The sequence below is a fragment of the Xanthomonas nasturtii genome (assembly GCF_001660815.1).
GTDB lineage: Bacteria > Pseudomonadota > Gammaproteobacteria > Xanthomonadales > Xanthomonadaceae > Xanthomonas > Xanthomonas nasturtii.
This window is the reverse complement of sequence record NZ_LYMI01000027.1, coordinates 1-14896: the sequence shown is the minus strand read 5'-3', so window position 1 is coordinate 14896 and position 14896 is coordinate 1. Positions and strand designations below refer to the sequence as shown.

Annotated in this window: 8 protein-coding genes; 4 read left to right on the top strand and 4 right to left on the bottom strand. The window is 63.5% G+C overall.

What is annotated here, in order from left to right:
• Positions 1-4: 4 nt before the first annotated feature.
• From A7D16_RS11385 to A7D16_RS11370, 4 genes are all read left to right on the top strand, one after another.
• Positions 5-1255 (top strand): NAD(P)/FAD-dependent oxidoreductase, encoded by a 1251-nt coding sequence (locus A7D16_RS11385; RefSeq protein ID WP_064632747.1) that lies wholly within the window; start codon positions 5-7, stop codon positions 1253-1255.
• Positions 1252-2622 carry a glutathione-disulfide reductase gene (gene gorA, locus A7D16_RS11380; RefSeq protein WP_064632745.1) on the top strand — a complete coding sequence of 457 codons (1371 nt, stop codon included), beginning with the start codon at positions 1252-1254 and terminating at the stop codon, positions 2620-2622. Before A7D16_RS11385 ends, gorA begins: the two co-directional genes overlap by 4 nt.
• 416 nt (positions 2623-3038) lie before the next feature.
• The gene (locus A7D16_RS11375) at positions 3039-3446 is read left to right on the top strand and encodes an MGMT family protein (protein ID WP_064632824.1); all 408 of its coding nucleotides are present in this window, start codon (positions 3039-3041) and stop codon (positions 3444-3446) included.
• A 40-nt stretch (positions 3447-3486) separates the two neighbouring features.
• A complete protein-coding gene (locus A7D16_RS11370) occupies positions 3487-4185 on the top strand; it encodes a rhomboid family intramembrane serine protease (RefSeq protein ID WP_064632743.1) in 699 nt (232 codons plus the stop codon).
• A 203-nt stretch (positions 4186-4388) separates the two neighbouring features.
• Here A7D16_RS11370 and A7D16_RS11365 read toward each other — a convergent pair whose 3' ends face one another.
• The 4 genes from A7D16_RS11365 to A7D16_RS11350 form a co-directional block, all read right to left on the bottom strand.
• Positions 4389-6404, bottom strand: coding sequence for a M13 family metallopeptidase (locus A7D16_RS11365; RefSeq protein WP_064632740.1), 2016 nt, complete (start codon positions 6402-6404; stop codon positions 4389-4391).
• 169 nt (positions 6405-6573) lie between these two features.
• Positions 6574-8670 (bottom strand): M13 family metallopeptidase, encoded by a 2097-nt coding sequence (locus A7D16_RS11360; protein ID WP_064632738.1) that lies wholly within the window; start codon positions 8668-8670, stop codon positions 6574-6576.
• A 368-nt stretch (positions 8671-9038) separates the two neighbouring features.
• Entirely contained in the window at positions 9039-11180 is a 2142-nt protein-coding gene (locus A7D16_RS11355) for a M13 family metallopeptidase (protein ID WP_064632735.1), read from the bottom strand.
• A 202-nt stretch (positions 11181-11382) separates the two neighbouring features.
• Entirely contained in the window at positions 11383-14433 is a 3051-nt protein-coding gene (locus tag A7D16_RS11350) for a TonB-dependent receptor (RefSeq protein WP_064632733.1), read from the bottom strand.
• Positions 14434-14896 lie beyond the last annotated feature (463 nt).

The window sequence follows — 14896 nt, the reverse complement described above, 5'->3', positions numbered from 1 at the left end:
CAGCATGCGTGGTGCCCGCGATGATGTGGTGGTGATCGGTGCGGGCGCGATTGGCCTGGCCACCGCACTGGCCCTTGTCGAGGCGGGCCGGCAGGTACGTGTGCTCGATGCCGGTGCGCCCGGTGCGGCAACCTCGTACGGCAACTGCGGCACCATCACGCCGAGCCATGCACCGCCGCTGGCGGCGCCCGGCATGATTGCGCAGGCAATGAAATGGATGCTCACCCCGGATGCGCCGTTGTATATCCCGCCACGTCTGGACCCCGGGTTATGGCACTGGCTGCTGCGCTTCGCACGGCGTTGCAATGCACGCGATTGGCAATCCAGTGCGCAGGCGCGCGCGGCGTTGTTGCACGATGCGCGGCAGCGCTTCGATGACTGGGTTGCGCGGTATGCGCTGGACTGCGAGTTTCGCACCGACGGGCTGGATTACGTGTTCGGCGATGCGCGCCGCTTTGCGCAGTACCGCGACGAATGTGCGCTGTTGTCGCAATGGGGCATCCAGGCCGAGCTGATCGATGGTGCGGACTATGTGCGCCAGGACCCCGCATTTCGCGATGGCATTGCCGGCGCGATCCACTTCCCCGGCGATGCGCATCTGCGCCCGGAGCGTTACACCGCCGAGCTGGCGAGGGTGCTGCGCGCGCGCGGTGTGGTGATCGATGCGCACTGCCGTGTGCAGGCAATCGTGCCCGATGGCGTTGGCAGCTGCGTGCAGACCGAGCATGGCAAGCACGCTGCGCGCGAGGTGGTCATCGCAACCGGGCCATGGTCGCCAATACTGGCGGGGCAACTCGGTCTGCGCTTGCCGGTGCAGGCTGGCAAAGGCTATTCGATCACCTACAGTGCGCCGGCGCTGATGCCGCGCCGCCCGGTGGTACTGAAGGATCGCTGGGTGTTCGTGGTGCCGTGGCGCGATCGCCTGCGGATCGGCAGCACGATGGAATTTTCCGGGCGCGATACGCAGCTCAACGCCACGCGCCTGGCCGCACTGGAACGTGCAGCGGCCGACTACCTGCATGCGCCGCGCGGCCCTGCGGTGATCGAACGCTGGTACGGATGGCGGCCGATGACCTGGGACGACGTGCCGGTGTTGGGTGCAGTGCCTGGGCATCCTCACGTCTGGCTCGCGGCCGGGCATGGCATGCTCGGCATCAGCATGAGCACAGCAAGCGGACAATTGATGGCCGACCTGATCACGGGCCGCGCACCTGCGCTGGACCCGCATCCTTACCGGGCGGAGCGTTTCGCATGAGTGCGCGTTACGACTACGACGTGGTGATTCTGGGCGGCGGCTCCGGCGGCCTGGCCGCCGGATTTCGCGCGGCAAAACATGGCGCGCGGGTGGCGATCATGGAGCCCAACGAATTGGGCGGCACCTGCGTCAATCTGGGCTGCGTGCCGAAGAAGGCGATGTGGCTGGCGGCCGATCTGGCCGGCAAGATCGAGTTGGCAGGTGCACTGGGATTCGATGTGCCGCGCCCGACGCTGGCCTGGCAGGAACTGGTCACGCATCGGCAGGGATACATCGCCAACATCCACGCCAGTTATCGGCGCCGTCTCAATGAAGACGGGGTGGTGCTGATCCCGCAGCGCGGCGTGTTGCAGGACCGTCACACCATCATGGGTGGCGACGGCGTGCCGGTGACCGCCGAGCACATCGTGATCGCCACCGGTGCGTACCCGCTGCGCCCGGATGTGGATGGCGCCGAACATGGTGAAGTCTCCGACGATTTCTTCAATCTCTGTCATGCGCCTGCGCAGGTTGCGATTATCGGCGGCGGCTATATCGCGGTAGAAATCGCCGGGCTGTTGCAGGCCTTGGGTAGCCGCGTCCATCTGTTCGTGCAGGGCGAGCGTTTGCTGGAGCGCTTCGATGCCGAGCTCACGCTGCAGCTGGCCGACAACCTGCGGCATCTGGGGGTGCGGCTGCATTTCGGTTTCACCACCACGGCGCTGGAGCGCGATGCGCATGGTGCCCTGCGCGTGCATGGTCATCCGAAACATCCGGGCGAGCAGGGCAACGACGTCTTCGACAAGGTGTTCCTGGCGGTGGGACGCCGCGCCAATACCGCCGGTCTGGGCCTGGAGACGGTGGGTGTTGCGCTTGGCGACAAGGGTGAGGTGGTGGTGGACGACGGCCAGACCACCAACGTGCCGAATATTCATGCGATCGGCGATGTGGGCGGCAAGGTCGGGCTGACGCCGGTGGCGATTGCGGCCGGGCGCAAGCTGATGGACCGGCTGTTCGGCAACCAGCCCGATGCGCGCATGGACTACGACGGCGTCCCCAGCGTGGTGTTTTCGCATCCGCCGCTTGGCCAGGTCGGGCTGACCGAAGAACAGGCGCGCGCACGTTACAACGGCGCGGTGCGCGTGTATCGCAGCAATTTTCGCCCGATGCTGCACGCACTGGCCGACGCGCCGCAGCGCAGCCTATTCAAGCTGGTGTGCGTAGGCGAAGAGGAACGCGTGGTCGGCGTGCATCTGCTGGGCGAGAGCGCCGAGGAAATGCTGCAAGGTTTTGCGGTGGCGGTGAAGATGGGCGCGACCAAACACGACTTCGACGAGACCGTGGCGATTCACCCCACCTCGTCCGAAGAGATCGTGTTGATGCATTGAGGGTCGGGTTGCGGAGTAGCGTCGCCGTTGCGGATTGTTGGGTGATTGCAAGCTGGTGGTGCCTAAGCTTCGATCAAGGGCAGGTTGCGAAGTTCACTGCCGTCGTAGCCTCACCCGGCGCCGTGCGCCGCCTTCTCCAGATTGGAGAACGATCGAAGCCTCTCTCCCTGCGGGAGAGGGGTTGGGGTGAGGGTCGGTACAAGCGACGTATCGATCCAGCTCGCTGTGATGTCCAACATTGGCTGTCGCGTCACTTGGCGTCGAGTGACGACTGACCGCGCTGATCGATTTCTGTGTGTGGCTTTGCCCCGTACCCTCACTCCAACCCCTCTCCCGAGGGGAGAGGGGCTTTTCGCTTGTCTTCGCGTGGGAGGGTGGTGCGCAATGGCGTGCCCATTAGCTGGCATGCTTGCGCGATGTCCAAAGCCCGCCTGCCAGCGTCGCATCCATGTGCCACTCCCGCTGGGCGTGCCGCTCTCAAGGCGGAAGCACTTTCCAGCGAGCAGGCGCGACTGCGCATTGTTGCGGTGATCCGTGCAATTCCTTCTGGCCAGGTGGCCGGCTACGGCGAAGTCGCACTGCGTGCCGGTCTTCCCGGACGGGCGCGGCTGGTGGCGCGCGTGCTCAGCGGCAATGACGACCCACAGTTGCCCTGGCACCGCGTGTTGCGCAGCGACGGCCGGATCGCCCTGCCCGAAGGCTCGGCAGGCTATCGCGAGCAGTGTCAGCGGTTACGCGCCGAAGGCGTGCAGGTAGCGCGGGGGCGTGTGCGCCGGGCCAGTGCTGCGCAGCGGTTGGATGCGGCCGTGTGGGCGCCTTCATAAGCCTGCCGTTATCATCGGGGGCATTCCGAAGGAGGCCGCCATGCCCCAACTGCCCCCCGTCACCAAAGCGTTGTTGATCGCCAATATCGGCTTGTTCCTGTTGCAGTGGGCCTTGGGCGATCTGGGCGCCGGGGTGCTGCCGTCCGACACGGCACTGTCGTCGTTGATGCTGTGGCCGATCTCCAACGGCTTCGATGCGTTTTCGCTGGGCGCCAGTTTCATGCCCTGGCAGTTGCTGACCTATGCGTTCCTGCATGGCGGTTTCAACCACCTGTTCTTCAACATGCTGGCGCTTTTCATGTTTGGCGCGCCGTTGGAACAGACCTGGGGCCAGAAGCGCTTTCTCACGTACTATCTGGTGTGTGTGGCCGGTGCCGGCGTGTGCCAGCTGCTGATGGCCTGGTTCACGCAAAGCGGTGCGCCGGTGGTGGGTGCGTCGGGCGGTGTGTTCGGCTTGCTGCTGGCCTACGGCATGTTGTTCCCGAATCAGCGCGTGATGCTGCTGTTCCCACCGATTCCGATGAAGGCGCGCACCTTCGTGATCGTGTTCGGCGCGATCGAATTGTTCCTGGGTGCAACCGGCTGGCAGCCGGGCGTGGCGCACTTCGCGCATCTGGGCGGCATGCTGTTCGGCTGGTTGATGATCCGCTACTGGCGCGGCCAGTCGCCGTTCGGCGGCAACGGTGGCCGCAAGGGCGGTGGCAAGGGCCGCAAGCCGCCGTTGCGCGTGGTGCGCTGAGTCGGCCACTCACCGGAGCTGCACTGCGTCGTAGGAGCGGCCCTGGCCGCGATGGGGCTTTATCGGTTACGTCCATCGCGGCCTGGTCCGCTCCTGCGTGATCGGGGAAGGCGGTGGACATAAAAAAAAGAGCGCGGAATCCGCGCTCTTTTTTTGTTGCCAGTGGTGACGGGTTGATTGCAAGGGATGACCAGACGCTTGAGTCAGCGCCAGATCTTGATCTGGTCCGCATCCACACGCTGCATTGGCTGGCCCGGCTTGCAGGTGAACGCTGCCCCGAACTCCGGCAGGTTCGACAGCGGGCCGTTGGTGCGCCACTGGCCCGGTGCGCGGATGTCGGCGCTTGCGCGCTGCACCGCTTCGTTGGGCGACAACTGCTGTGCCCACAAGCCGGCCCAGGCAGTGAAGAACGCCTGTTTGTCGGCCTCGGTCGCTGCCGGCTGCGCCTTGCTGAAGGCCTGCCAGGCCAGTTCGACGCCGGCCAGGTCGGCCAGGTTCTCTTCGGCGGTCTGCGCGCCATTGACCTTGGCGTTGGGCACGCCCGGGTACGGGTAGGTCGAGAACTGATTGGCCACCTTGCCGGTGAGCAGCGTCCAGCTGGTCTTTTCTGCCGGCGTCCACCAGCTGCGCAGCTCGCCCTTGGCATCGACCAGCGAACCCTTGGCGTCGATCGCGCGGGTGAGCTCGTGCGCGACCAGCGCACCGTAGGCGCCGTACTGGGCCGCCGGGATGCTGCCGGTGCTCAGCACCGGTGCCTGCAACACGGCAGCGGTGACGATCAGGCGGTTCTGCGCGATGTCGTAAGCCAGCGCCGGCTGCTGCGGCAACACGTCCCAGCGACGGTCGGCGTTGCCCTTGCCGATGCGCTTCATTTCTTCGCGGTGGCGCCAGGTCGAGGCGATCAGCATGTTGCCGCCGAAGCTGCCGCGGCCCATCGGCTGCACGGTGTAGTCCAGATCGCGACGCGGTGCGCCGACTTCGATCTTCATCGCAGCCAGCTTGGCCTTGGCTTCGGCCACCGCTTCGCCATTGCCCCAGCCGGTGCGCTCCAGCGCGGCCAGCTGCGCGTCGCGCACCTGGTCGGCGATGGCTTCGGCCTGGCGGCGGGTGTCGCTGCTCAGGTAACGCGCCACATACTCGCGGCCGAGCATCGGGCCGGCAGCGACGTTGATCGCATCCAGCACCTGCTGCCAACGCTGCGGCGGCAAGGCGTCGCCACGCAGCAGACGGCCGCGGAACTGGGACTCGGCATCGTGGAAGCTCTTGGACAGGTAGGGCGCCATGGCATCGCCCACGCGCCAGCGCAGGTAGGCCTTCCACTGCTCCGGCTTGATGCTGACGATCATGCTGTCGAGCTGCTTGAACATGGCCGGGTCGGCCATCGACACCAGATCGTCCTTGACGCCCTGCGCCTCCAGGAAGTCGGCCAGGCGCAGGTTCTTGTACTGCTTGGTCAGCTCCTTGGTGGCGATCGGGGCGTAGTTGTTGAACGGGTTGTTGATGCCCTGCACCGACTGTGCGCTACGCGCCAGTGCGGTTTCGATCTGCAGCACGGAGGCGGCATCGGCTTCGAGCTTGTCGGCCGGGGTGCCGGTCAGCGCCAGGATCTGCTTGACGTAGGCGCGGTAACGGCCCATCAGCGCCTGGGTGTCGGCGTCGGTGCGGGTGTAGAAGGCCGGGTCGGGCAGGCCCATGCCGCCCTGCATGAAGTAGCCGATGTGGCGATCGAGCGCCTTCAGGTCCACGTCCGGGCCAAAGTTGAAGCCGACCGGGATGCCGACCTGATGCAATGCGGCGATGGAAGCGGGGACGTCCTTGGCCTTCTTGATCGCGTCGATGCGCGAAAGCAGAGGGGCGATCGGGTTGGAGCCGTCCTTTTCGACCGCCGCTTCGTCCAGGCCGCTGGCCCAGAAATCGCCAAGCAGCTTCTGCACGTTGCCCTGCGGGGCCTTCATCGATGCATCGAGCAATTCGCGCTGCTGCTGCAGGGCGCGCTCGGACAACTGGCCCAGCGCGGTGACGGCGCCGGCCTGCGGCACCGGATTGGCCTTGAGCCAGTTGGCGTTGGCGTAGTCGTAGAAATTGGTGCAGGCCGCCGAGACCGCCGGGGCCTTGGGCGCTGCGGCCTTCTTCTTGCGAGCGGCGTCGGCGTCGGGGGCGGACAGCAGCGAGATCAGGCTGAAGCCAAGAGCGAGGGCAAGCGGACGAATGGTGGGCATCGAGAAGAAGGGTGGCCAAAGTAAAGTCGGCGGAGTTTAGCAAGGCTGCGTGCCGCGCAGGCGGGCGGGCGCGGCCGTTCGTCAGCACTACCGGCCGTTTGCATGAACGCGACAGGCCCGCGCGTGCGGGCCTGTGCGGTGTTATCGCATTGGAAGCGCTTGCAGCCGCTTACCAGATCACCACGCGGTCCTTGTCGGCGCGCACCATCGCATCGCCTGCCTTGCAGGAGAACGCCTGGGCGAACTGCGGCATGTTGGACGGCGAGGCGATGGCCCGCAGGTTGGACGGCGAGTGTGGGTCCGAAGCCAGATAGACCAGCTGCTGCTGTTCGCGGATCTGCTCGCGCCAGTTGCGTGCAAAGCCCAGGAAAAACCGTTGTTCCGGGCGGTAGTCGTCGATCGTCTGTGCGCGCTCGGGATGCTCGCGCAGTGCGGTTTGCAAGGCATCGTAGGCAATGTTGATGCCGCCCAGATCGGCGATGTTTTCGCCCAGGGTGAGCTTGCCGTTGACGTGCAGGGTTGGATGGTTCGGCAGCGGCACATAGGCGTCGAATTGCTTGACCAGCAAATCGGTGCGCGCTTCGAAGGCCTTGCGATCCTGCGGCGTCCACCAATTGACATTGTTGCCCGCGCCATCGAATTGGCTGCCCTGATCGTCGAAACCATGCGACGCCTCATGGCCGATGATCGCGCCGATCGCGCCGTAGTTCAGCGCGTCATCCGCGTTGGCATCGAAAAATGGCGGCTGCAGGATTGCGGCCGGGAAATTGATGGAGTTCGTCTGGGGGCTGTAGTACGCGTTGACCGTCTGTGGCGTCATCGTCCAGCGCTTGCGATCGGTGGGTTTGCCGATCTGCGCAATGTCGTAGTGGTAGTTGAACTTTGCCGCGGCCTGCAGGTTGCGGTAATACGCGCCAGGCACGATTTCCAGCCCGGACCAGTCGCGCCACGTGTCCGGGTAACCGATCTTGGGCAGGAAGGTTTCCCACTTTGCCAAGGCCTTGGCCTTGGTCTGCTCGCTCATCCAGTCGACGTGCTCGATCCGTGTCTTGAGTGCGGCGCGGATGTTGTCCACCAATTCTGCGGCGCGTTGCTTGGTGTCGGGCGTGAAGACCTTGGCGACGTACAGTTGGCCCAGGCCTTCGCCCATGGCCCCGTTGACCGCGCCAAGAACGCGCTTCCAGCGCGGCCGTTGTTCGGGCTGCCCGGACAACGTCTTTCCATAAAAGGCGAAGTTGCTATCGACGAATGCCTTGCTGAGCTGCTTGGACGCGTCATCGATGGTGTGGAAGCGCAGATATGCCTGCCACTGCGCCACCGGCGCGGTGGCTAATTGTTGATCGAATGCCGCGAAAAAGCGTGGTTGCGATAGCGAGAAGCCGGGGCCGACATCCACGCCCTGTGCGGCGAAGAAGGTTGTCCACGAAAAGTGCGGTGTGATCTTGTCGGCATCGGCAACGCTGAGGAAGTGGTATTGATTCTTGGGTTGGCGAGCGTCGGTCGGCGCAAGCGATGCAGCAGCCAGGCGCGATTCGAGCGCCATGACGTCGTTGGCCTGGCGTTTGGCCGTGTCGGCATCGCTCCCGGTGAGTTCGAACGATTTGGCAATGTAGGCGAGGTAGGCCGCGCGGATGGGAGCGTATTGCGCAGCGGTGTAATAGTCCCTGGTCGGCAGGCCCAGGCCGCTTTCCTGGGCAAACGCGATCTGCTGTTCGGCCTTGCGGAAATCGGGGCCGGCACCGAAGTTGAACACCAGTGCGTCGCCTTCTGCGTAGCGTTTGGTGATGTAGTCGGCAATCGCGGTGCTGGAGCTGAGTGCGGCAATCGCCTCCAGCTGCGGACGAATGGGGTCGTAGCCGGCTGCTTCGATGGCGCGTTCGTCCATGCCCGAGGCGTACAGCACGCCCAGTTTGCGGGTCAGGGGATCGGATTGTTTGTCTGCCTGCTCTGCAGCGGCTTCGACAATCTGTCGCTGCGTGGCCAGGCTCTTTTCCAGCAGTTCGTCGAACACCCCCCAGCTGGTCTGGTCGGGTGGGATCGGATTGGCTTTGGCCCACTTGGCATTGACGAAGCTATCCAGGTTCGTACACGCGCTTGACGCGGTGTCCAGCTGGCCGATATCAAAGGCCGGCTTGGATGGGGGGGCGGTCGCAGTGGGCGCCGGCGCGGCCTGCGTCTGCACGCTGTTGTCGTCGGATGTGCGCTTGCAGCCCGCCAGTGCGACCAGCAGGGCAAGGGCGAGTGTCGACGTCTTGATGGCTGACATGGGGGAAGGTCGCGGGAAGGAGCGCCGAGGATAGGCGGGCGCAACCGTATTGGCGCATGCGCTTGAGCTTTGTTGAGACTTGTATTTAACGCAAGTGGCTGTTGCGCCAGAGAGGCTCTGAGGGCGCGCAGAAGACACAAGAACACGGCTGTTTGAAGCCAAAGAGTGACGTTGTAAACGTCAGTGTTCGGGTGCAAACACTCTTTGTAGGGCAATGAGATTGGCGACTGATACGCGGCCACAGCCAACCCACGGCGCAGGCCCTGCATCGGACGCGTGAAGGGATCTCGCTGCTCACGCTGCAGTTCCCAAAAAAAGGGCGACGATCTTTCGATCGCCGCCCGCATTTTTTTACAGCGATTGCGCAGTTACCAGATCACAACCTGCCGGTCGCCCTGGCGCACCATCGCATCGCCGGCCTTGCACGAGAACGCGGCGGCGAAGGCCGGCATGTTCGACGGTGCACCGATGGCGCGGAAGTTGGCCGGTGCGTGCGGGTCGGTCTTCAGGCGCACGACGAGTTCTTCGGGGGTGAAATTGCGGCGCCACACCGTGGCCCAGTTGAGGAAGAAGCGCTGGTCGCGGGTGATGCCGTCGGTCTTGGGGTCGTCCTTGCCGGCGGTGGCCGTTTTCATCGCGTCGTAGGCGGTGTTGAGGCCGCCTAGGTCGGCAATGTTTTCGCCCAGGGTCAGATCGCCCTTGACCTTGTCACCGGCCGGCGTGCGGTAGCTGTCGAACTGCGCCACCAGCTTGCCGGTGCGTGCCTTGAACGCGTCCAGGTCTTTCTGCGTCCACCAGCCCGGATCCGGGATGAAGTTGCCATCGGCACCGAAGCGGCTGCCCTGGTCGTCGTAGCCGTGGGTCATCTCATGCCCGATCACCGCACCGATGCCGCCGTAGTTCATTTCCTCCGGTGCGTTCGGGTCGAAAAACGGCGGCTGCAGGATCGCGGCCGGGAACACGATCTCGTTCTGCAGCGGGTTGTAGTACGCATTGACCGTCTGCGGGCTCATGCCCCATTCGGTCTTGTCCACCGGCTTGCCGATCTTGGACAGGTTCCACTTGTAGTTGAATTCCTGCGCGGCCAGCACATTGCCCAGGTAGCTATCGCGACTGGTGGCAAGGCCGTTCCATTCGCGCCACTTGTCCGGGAAGCCGATCTTGGGCGTGAAGCTTTCCCACTTGGCGATCGCCTTGGTCTTGGTCTCCGGGCTCATCCAGTCCAGCTTTTCGATGCGCGCTTTCAACGCGGTGCGCAGGTTGCTCACCAGGGTTTCCATCTTGGCCTTGGAGTCGGCCGGGAAGGCGACCTTGACGTACATCTGGCCTAGTGTTTCGCCGGCCTTGCTGTTAATGGTGGCCAGCACGCGCTTCCAGCGCGGCTTGATTTCCTTCTGGCCGCGCATGGTCTTGTTGTAGAACGCGAAGTTCTCGTCCACGAATGGCTGGCTCAGGAACGGCGAGGCGCCATCGACGATGTGGAAGCGCAGGTACGCGCGCCAGATCGCCGGGTCGGTGTCGGCAATCATCTTGCTCACTTCCTGATGGAACGCCGGAATCGCCAGCGAGAACATCTCCGGCGTGGCCACGCCTTGCGAGGTGAAGAACTCGGTCCACGACCAGTTCGGGGTCAGCGTGTCGGCATCGGCCGGGGAGATCGGGTTGTAGGCCAGCGAGGCATCGCGCGACAGTTGCGTGCTGGTCTTGGAGACCTTGGCCAGGCGGGTTTCGAATGCGACCACCTGCTTGGCCTGCGCGGCGGCATCGGCCGCAGCCACGCCGGACAGTTCCAGCACCTTGGCCACGTGCGCCTGATAGGCCTCCAGCTTGGCCTTGTTGGCGGGGCTGGTGTAGTACTCAGGATCCGGCAGACCCAGGCCACCCTGCATCGCATAGGCGATGTTCTGGCTGGATTTCTTGAAGTCAGCCTCGGCGCCGAAGCTGAAGAGAACGTTGTGGCCCTTCGCGGCGCTGCTGCGCAGATAGCCCACCAGCTTGGTCTGGTCGCTGATGGCGTCGATGGCGGCCAGTTCCGGCTTCAGCGGCGCGATGCCCTGGGCATTGATCTTGGCTTCGTCCATGCCGGTGGACCACAGGTCGCCGACGATCTTTTCCACGCCGGTGGCGCCGGTGTCGGCGGCGGCCTGTTCGGCCAGCTGCTGCTGGACCGCATTGGAGCGTTCGTCGAGCATTTCGAACGCGCCCCAGCTGGTGCGGTCGCCCGGCACCGGGTTGGCGGCCAGGAACTTGGCGTTGGCGTAGGCATTGAGATCGGTGCAGGCGTTGCCGTTGGCATCCAGATCGGCCGCGGTGAACTGGTTCACCGCCGGCAGCTTGCTCTGGTCCAGGGTCAGCGTCTTGGGTGCAGCGGACGTGGTTGCCGCTGTGTCGCCCGCGGGGGCGGCAGGCGCGGCGTCTTCAGACTTCTTGCAAGCGCTCAGCGCGGTGGCCACGGCCAGGGTCAACGTCAACAGATGAGGTGTACGAATCACAAAGGACTCCAGAAGCATCAATGGGAAGCCCCGTCGCCAGGGCCGTGGCCGGCACTCTACGCCTCGCCAGCCGGATGGCATGGTGTCGGAGTTCATGGGTGCGGGGTGTGTAGATGGTCGGGAGGCGGGCTGCGAAGCAGCTGCACCAGCAGTCGCACTTAAAAAAACGGCCCCTTTCGGGGCCGTGGTGAAGTGCGTGTTCTAGTTCCGAATGCTGCGCTTAAAAGTCATAAGCCGCAGAGAGACGAACGAACCGCGGTGGGTTGAAGTAGGTGCCCATGCCATACGTGTTCGACACCGTGTAACGGTCATCCCCGTACACCGCTTCCGCACGGGTGGCATCGCGGTCGTTGAGTACGTTGAAGACCTGCAGCCCGATGGCGAGCTTGTGATCGGCAAACGACGGGCGATAGGTCACGCCCAGGTCCAGATTCGTCAGCCAAGGCGTGCGGCCTGCGTCGCCCGGACGCGAAGGGGAACCGGCGCAATAGTGGTAGGCCGACTCATAGCCGATCGGATCCTGCTCGCCCTCACCGAAATAGCCCAAGCACGATTTGGGTGTGCCGGACAACACGCGCACTGTGGCAGATGCCATCCATTCCGGTGTGAACTGATAGGCACCGAATGCCTTGAACTGATGGCGGCGATCATTGGCCAGACTTCCGCCTGCGTAGTACATCAGCTCTGCCGAGTCCCAATCCTGCGTTTTGGAAACGTCAGCCTGTCCCAGATCGGATTTCACCTGGCCTTCGGTGTTGCCGTACAGATGCGACCAGGTGTAATCGACGCGGCCGAACCACTTTTCGTCAAATGGATGTTCCAGGAACAAGTCGACCGACACGTAGTTACGCTTGGCACCGCTGGTGAATCCCCAATCCTCCTGAGACATGCGCACCTGCGTGCGGCCCGAGCCGTCAACATTGGTCAGGTTGTAGGTGTTGGTTTCGCCAGGATTGAACATCACGCAACCAGGAATGGCGACCGATGAGGCGTCGATGCCACCGGCTTCGAGCTTGTCGGCGATCCGGCCTGTATCGCAGACATCGTCGATCGCGGTCTGCAGCTTGCGATAGGTCACCTTTGCACCCGAGTTCCACTTCTCGCCGAGCGTCTTTTCGAAGCCCATCAGGAACTCATCCTGGTACTGAGACTTCAGATCGCTCGGTGCGAACGAATTCGGGTCGGGCGTCTGGCCGTATTCGCCGTTCGAGGAGACCGGGCCCGGGCCCAGCGCTCTCAAGCCGGTCGGCTCTCCGTTTGCATCCAAGCCGCTATACGCGAAATATTCGTCGGTGTAGGTGGAGGCAGACGCACCACGCACTGCAACACTGTTTGGCAGCGCCAGGTAGTAACGCCCGAGGTTGGCATACAGCTTCAGCGACGAATCGCCGAACACATCCCAGCTCACGCCCAGACGTGGTGCCCATTGGTCGCCACTGTCAACGTACGGAGCGCCGGCACTATTGAAGTTGGTGAACTTGTCGTTGCGGATGCCCAGCAGGACCAGCCACTTGTCGCTGACCTGCCAGCGGTCTTCCAGGTAGTACGCCTTCTGCTCGACGGCCATGCTGGTGGTCGTGGTGAAGATACGGCGCTGCGCATAGTAGCCATTGCCGCCCGATGGGCCGACACCCAGACTAGGACGGATGTCGACAGCCGGGTTGGACTGCCGTGCGAACAACCACTGGTATCCAGGCCCAGTGGTGCGAACACCCTCGTCAGACGCATTGAAATACATGTTGTCCACGCCAGCGGTCAGGTCGTGGTCACCGAGCCGGTATTCGAGTTCAAGCCGCAGGCTGCGGGTCTTGTTCTGTGGGCGATCGGCCTTGGTGCGGCTGCTTGCCTGATCGTTGGTAATCGGCGCACCGCCGGTCAGTGCAGGATCCTGATTGGTCACATTCTGCAGGTAAGGCAGGTTGGAGACGTACGGATTGCTCTGCAGATTGTCCTGGCGGCTACGGCCCCAGGTGGCGTTCAAGGTCAGGTCATCGGTGAGATAACCGGTGTACTTGAAGATGTCGTAACGGTCCTTGATCTTGTAGGCATCGGCGAATGTCCCGCTACGACCACCGCCGGACAAGGTGTCGTAGTCGAAATCGGTGTAGTAGCCCGCGCGACGATCGGTGCTTTCGATGCGGGTGTATTCCAGGATGTTGCTGTCGTTGATGTTCCAGTCGATCTTGCCGTAGAACTTCGGCGCGCTGTAGGAGTAGTTGTTCCGCCCCAGGACGCTTGCTGCGCTGGAGTTGGTGGACACGCCATCGGTCTTGTCGGATTCGCCGGCAACAAACACGAACAACTTGTCTTCGATCAGCGGTCCGCCCGCGTAAGCGCTATAGACAGTACGGTTGGCTGCGTCGTCCTTGCGGCTACGGTAAAGCGTTCCAGGCTGGTCGGGATTGGTGTATTCGAAATCTGCTGGCAGCGTGTTGTTGGGGAAGCGCACGTTTTCGGGCGAGCTTGCCAGTGCCTTGGGCTCCCACACGGCCTGAGCGCCGAAGTGCCATTCGTTGGTGCCGCGCTTGCCCACCTGATTGATCACGCCGCCAGTCGAGCGACCGTAGCGCGCGCTGTAACCGCCGGTGTAGGTTTCCTGCTGGTCGATGGCGCCATACGGCAAGCTCACGCCACCCAGGTTGCTGAGCGGATTGCTGACATTGAATCCGTTGATGTAGTACGCATTTTCGGTGACGCCTGCGCCGCCGAACGACACGACCGAACGCGAGCCGTTATCGAACGCGCCGCTGCCTGCGACGGCCCCTGGTGCCAGCAGCGCGATTGCTTCGGCGCTGCGTCCAAGTGGCAGGATCGCAAGCTGCTGGGAAGTGATGACCGAACGTGACGACGTGGAGCTGACATCGATCTTCGGTGCGTTTGCGGCGGTGACGGTGATCGCGCCGAGCGTGGTTGCATCGGCGTTGCCGCCGGAAGCACCAGCGCCAGCGAACGAGACTTCGGTGCCCGAGCCGACGCGCAGCTGCACGTTCGTGCGGGTATCGACGACTTGGTCGCCGCGCTTCAGGGTGACGGTGTAGGCGCCCACCGGCAGCGAGCCCAGGTTATAGCGGCCAGTGGCGTCGATGGTGATGGTGCGGCTGAGGCCGGTATCGCTCTGTACGACAATGGTGCTGCCCGCTTCGGAGGGAGCGCTGCCGTAGATGCTGCCGGTGGTGCTCTGCGCATAGACCGCGCCGTTGGCTAGGCAAGCACCGAGCACGACGGCAAGGGCGGTACGTTTGAGGACCTGGCGACGAAACTGATTGCTCATTCCTGACCTTTCAACTGGAGTGCGGATAAGGGGCGGTCATCGGGGAGTCGGATGGCCTTAACCCGAACGTAATGAATGTCTGCGCGGCAGTGCAAGCATTTACAACGATTTGTTAATGAAATAATGGAAATCCGCACAGGAAGCGAGGAAGTCGGCACAGAATCCCGGCCGGGCGCACATGCAAACAAACAACCTCGACTGCATGTTCGAGTTAATGGTTACGTTCGATAAAGATTGCAGCCAGCTCAACCAAGCTAGCTCGACCGCCATCTGCTTTATGCAGAGGCGGATGAATGTCCCAGGCTCGCCGAACCCGCAAAAAAAAAGCCCCGACACTGAAGTGACCCCCGGAAGTTGGACACCCCGTCCAACTCCGAGGATTTCATGAATCGATATGATGCACGCTTCAAACTTCAGGTCGCCAAGGAGGCCTGCAAGACCTCAATCTCGCTCAAGGCGGTGG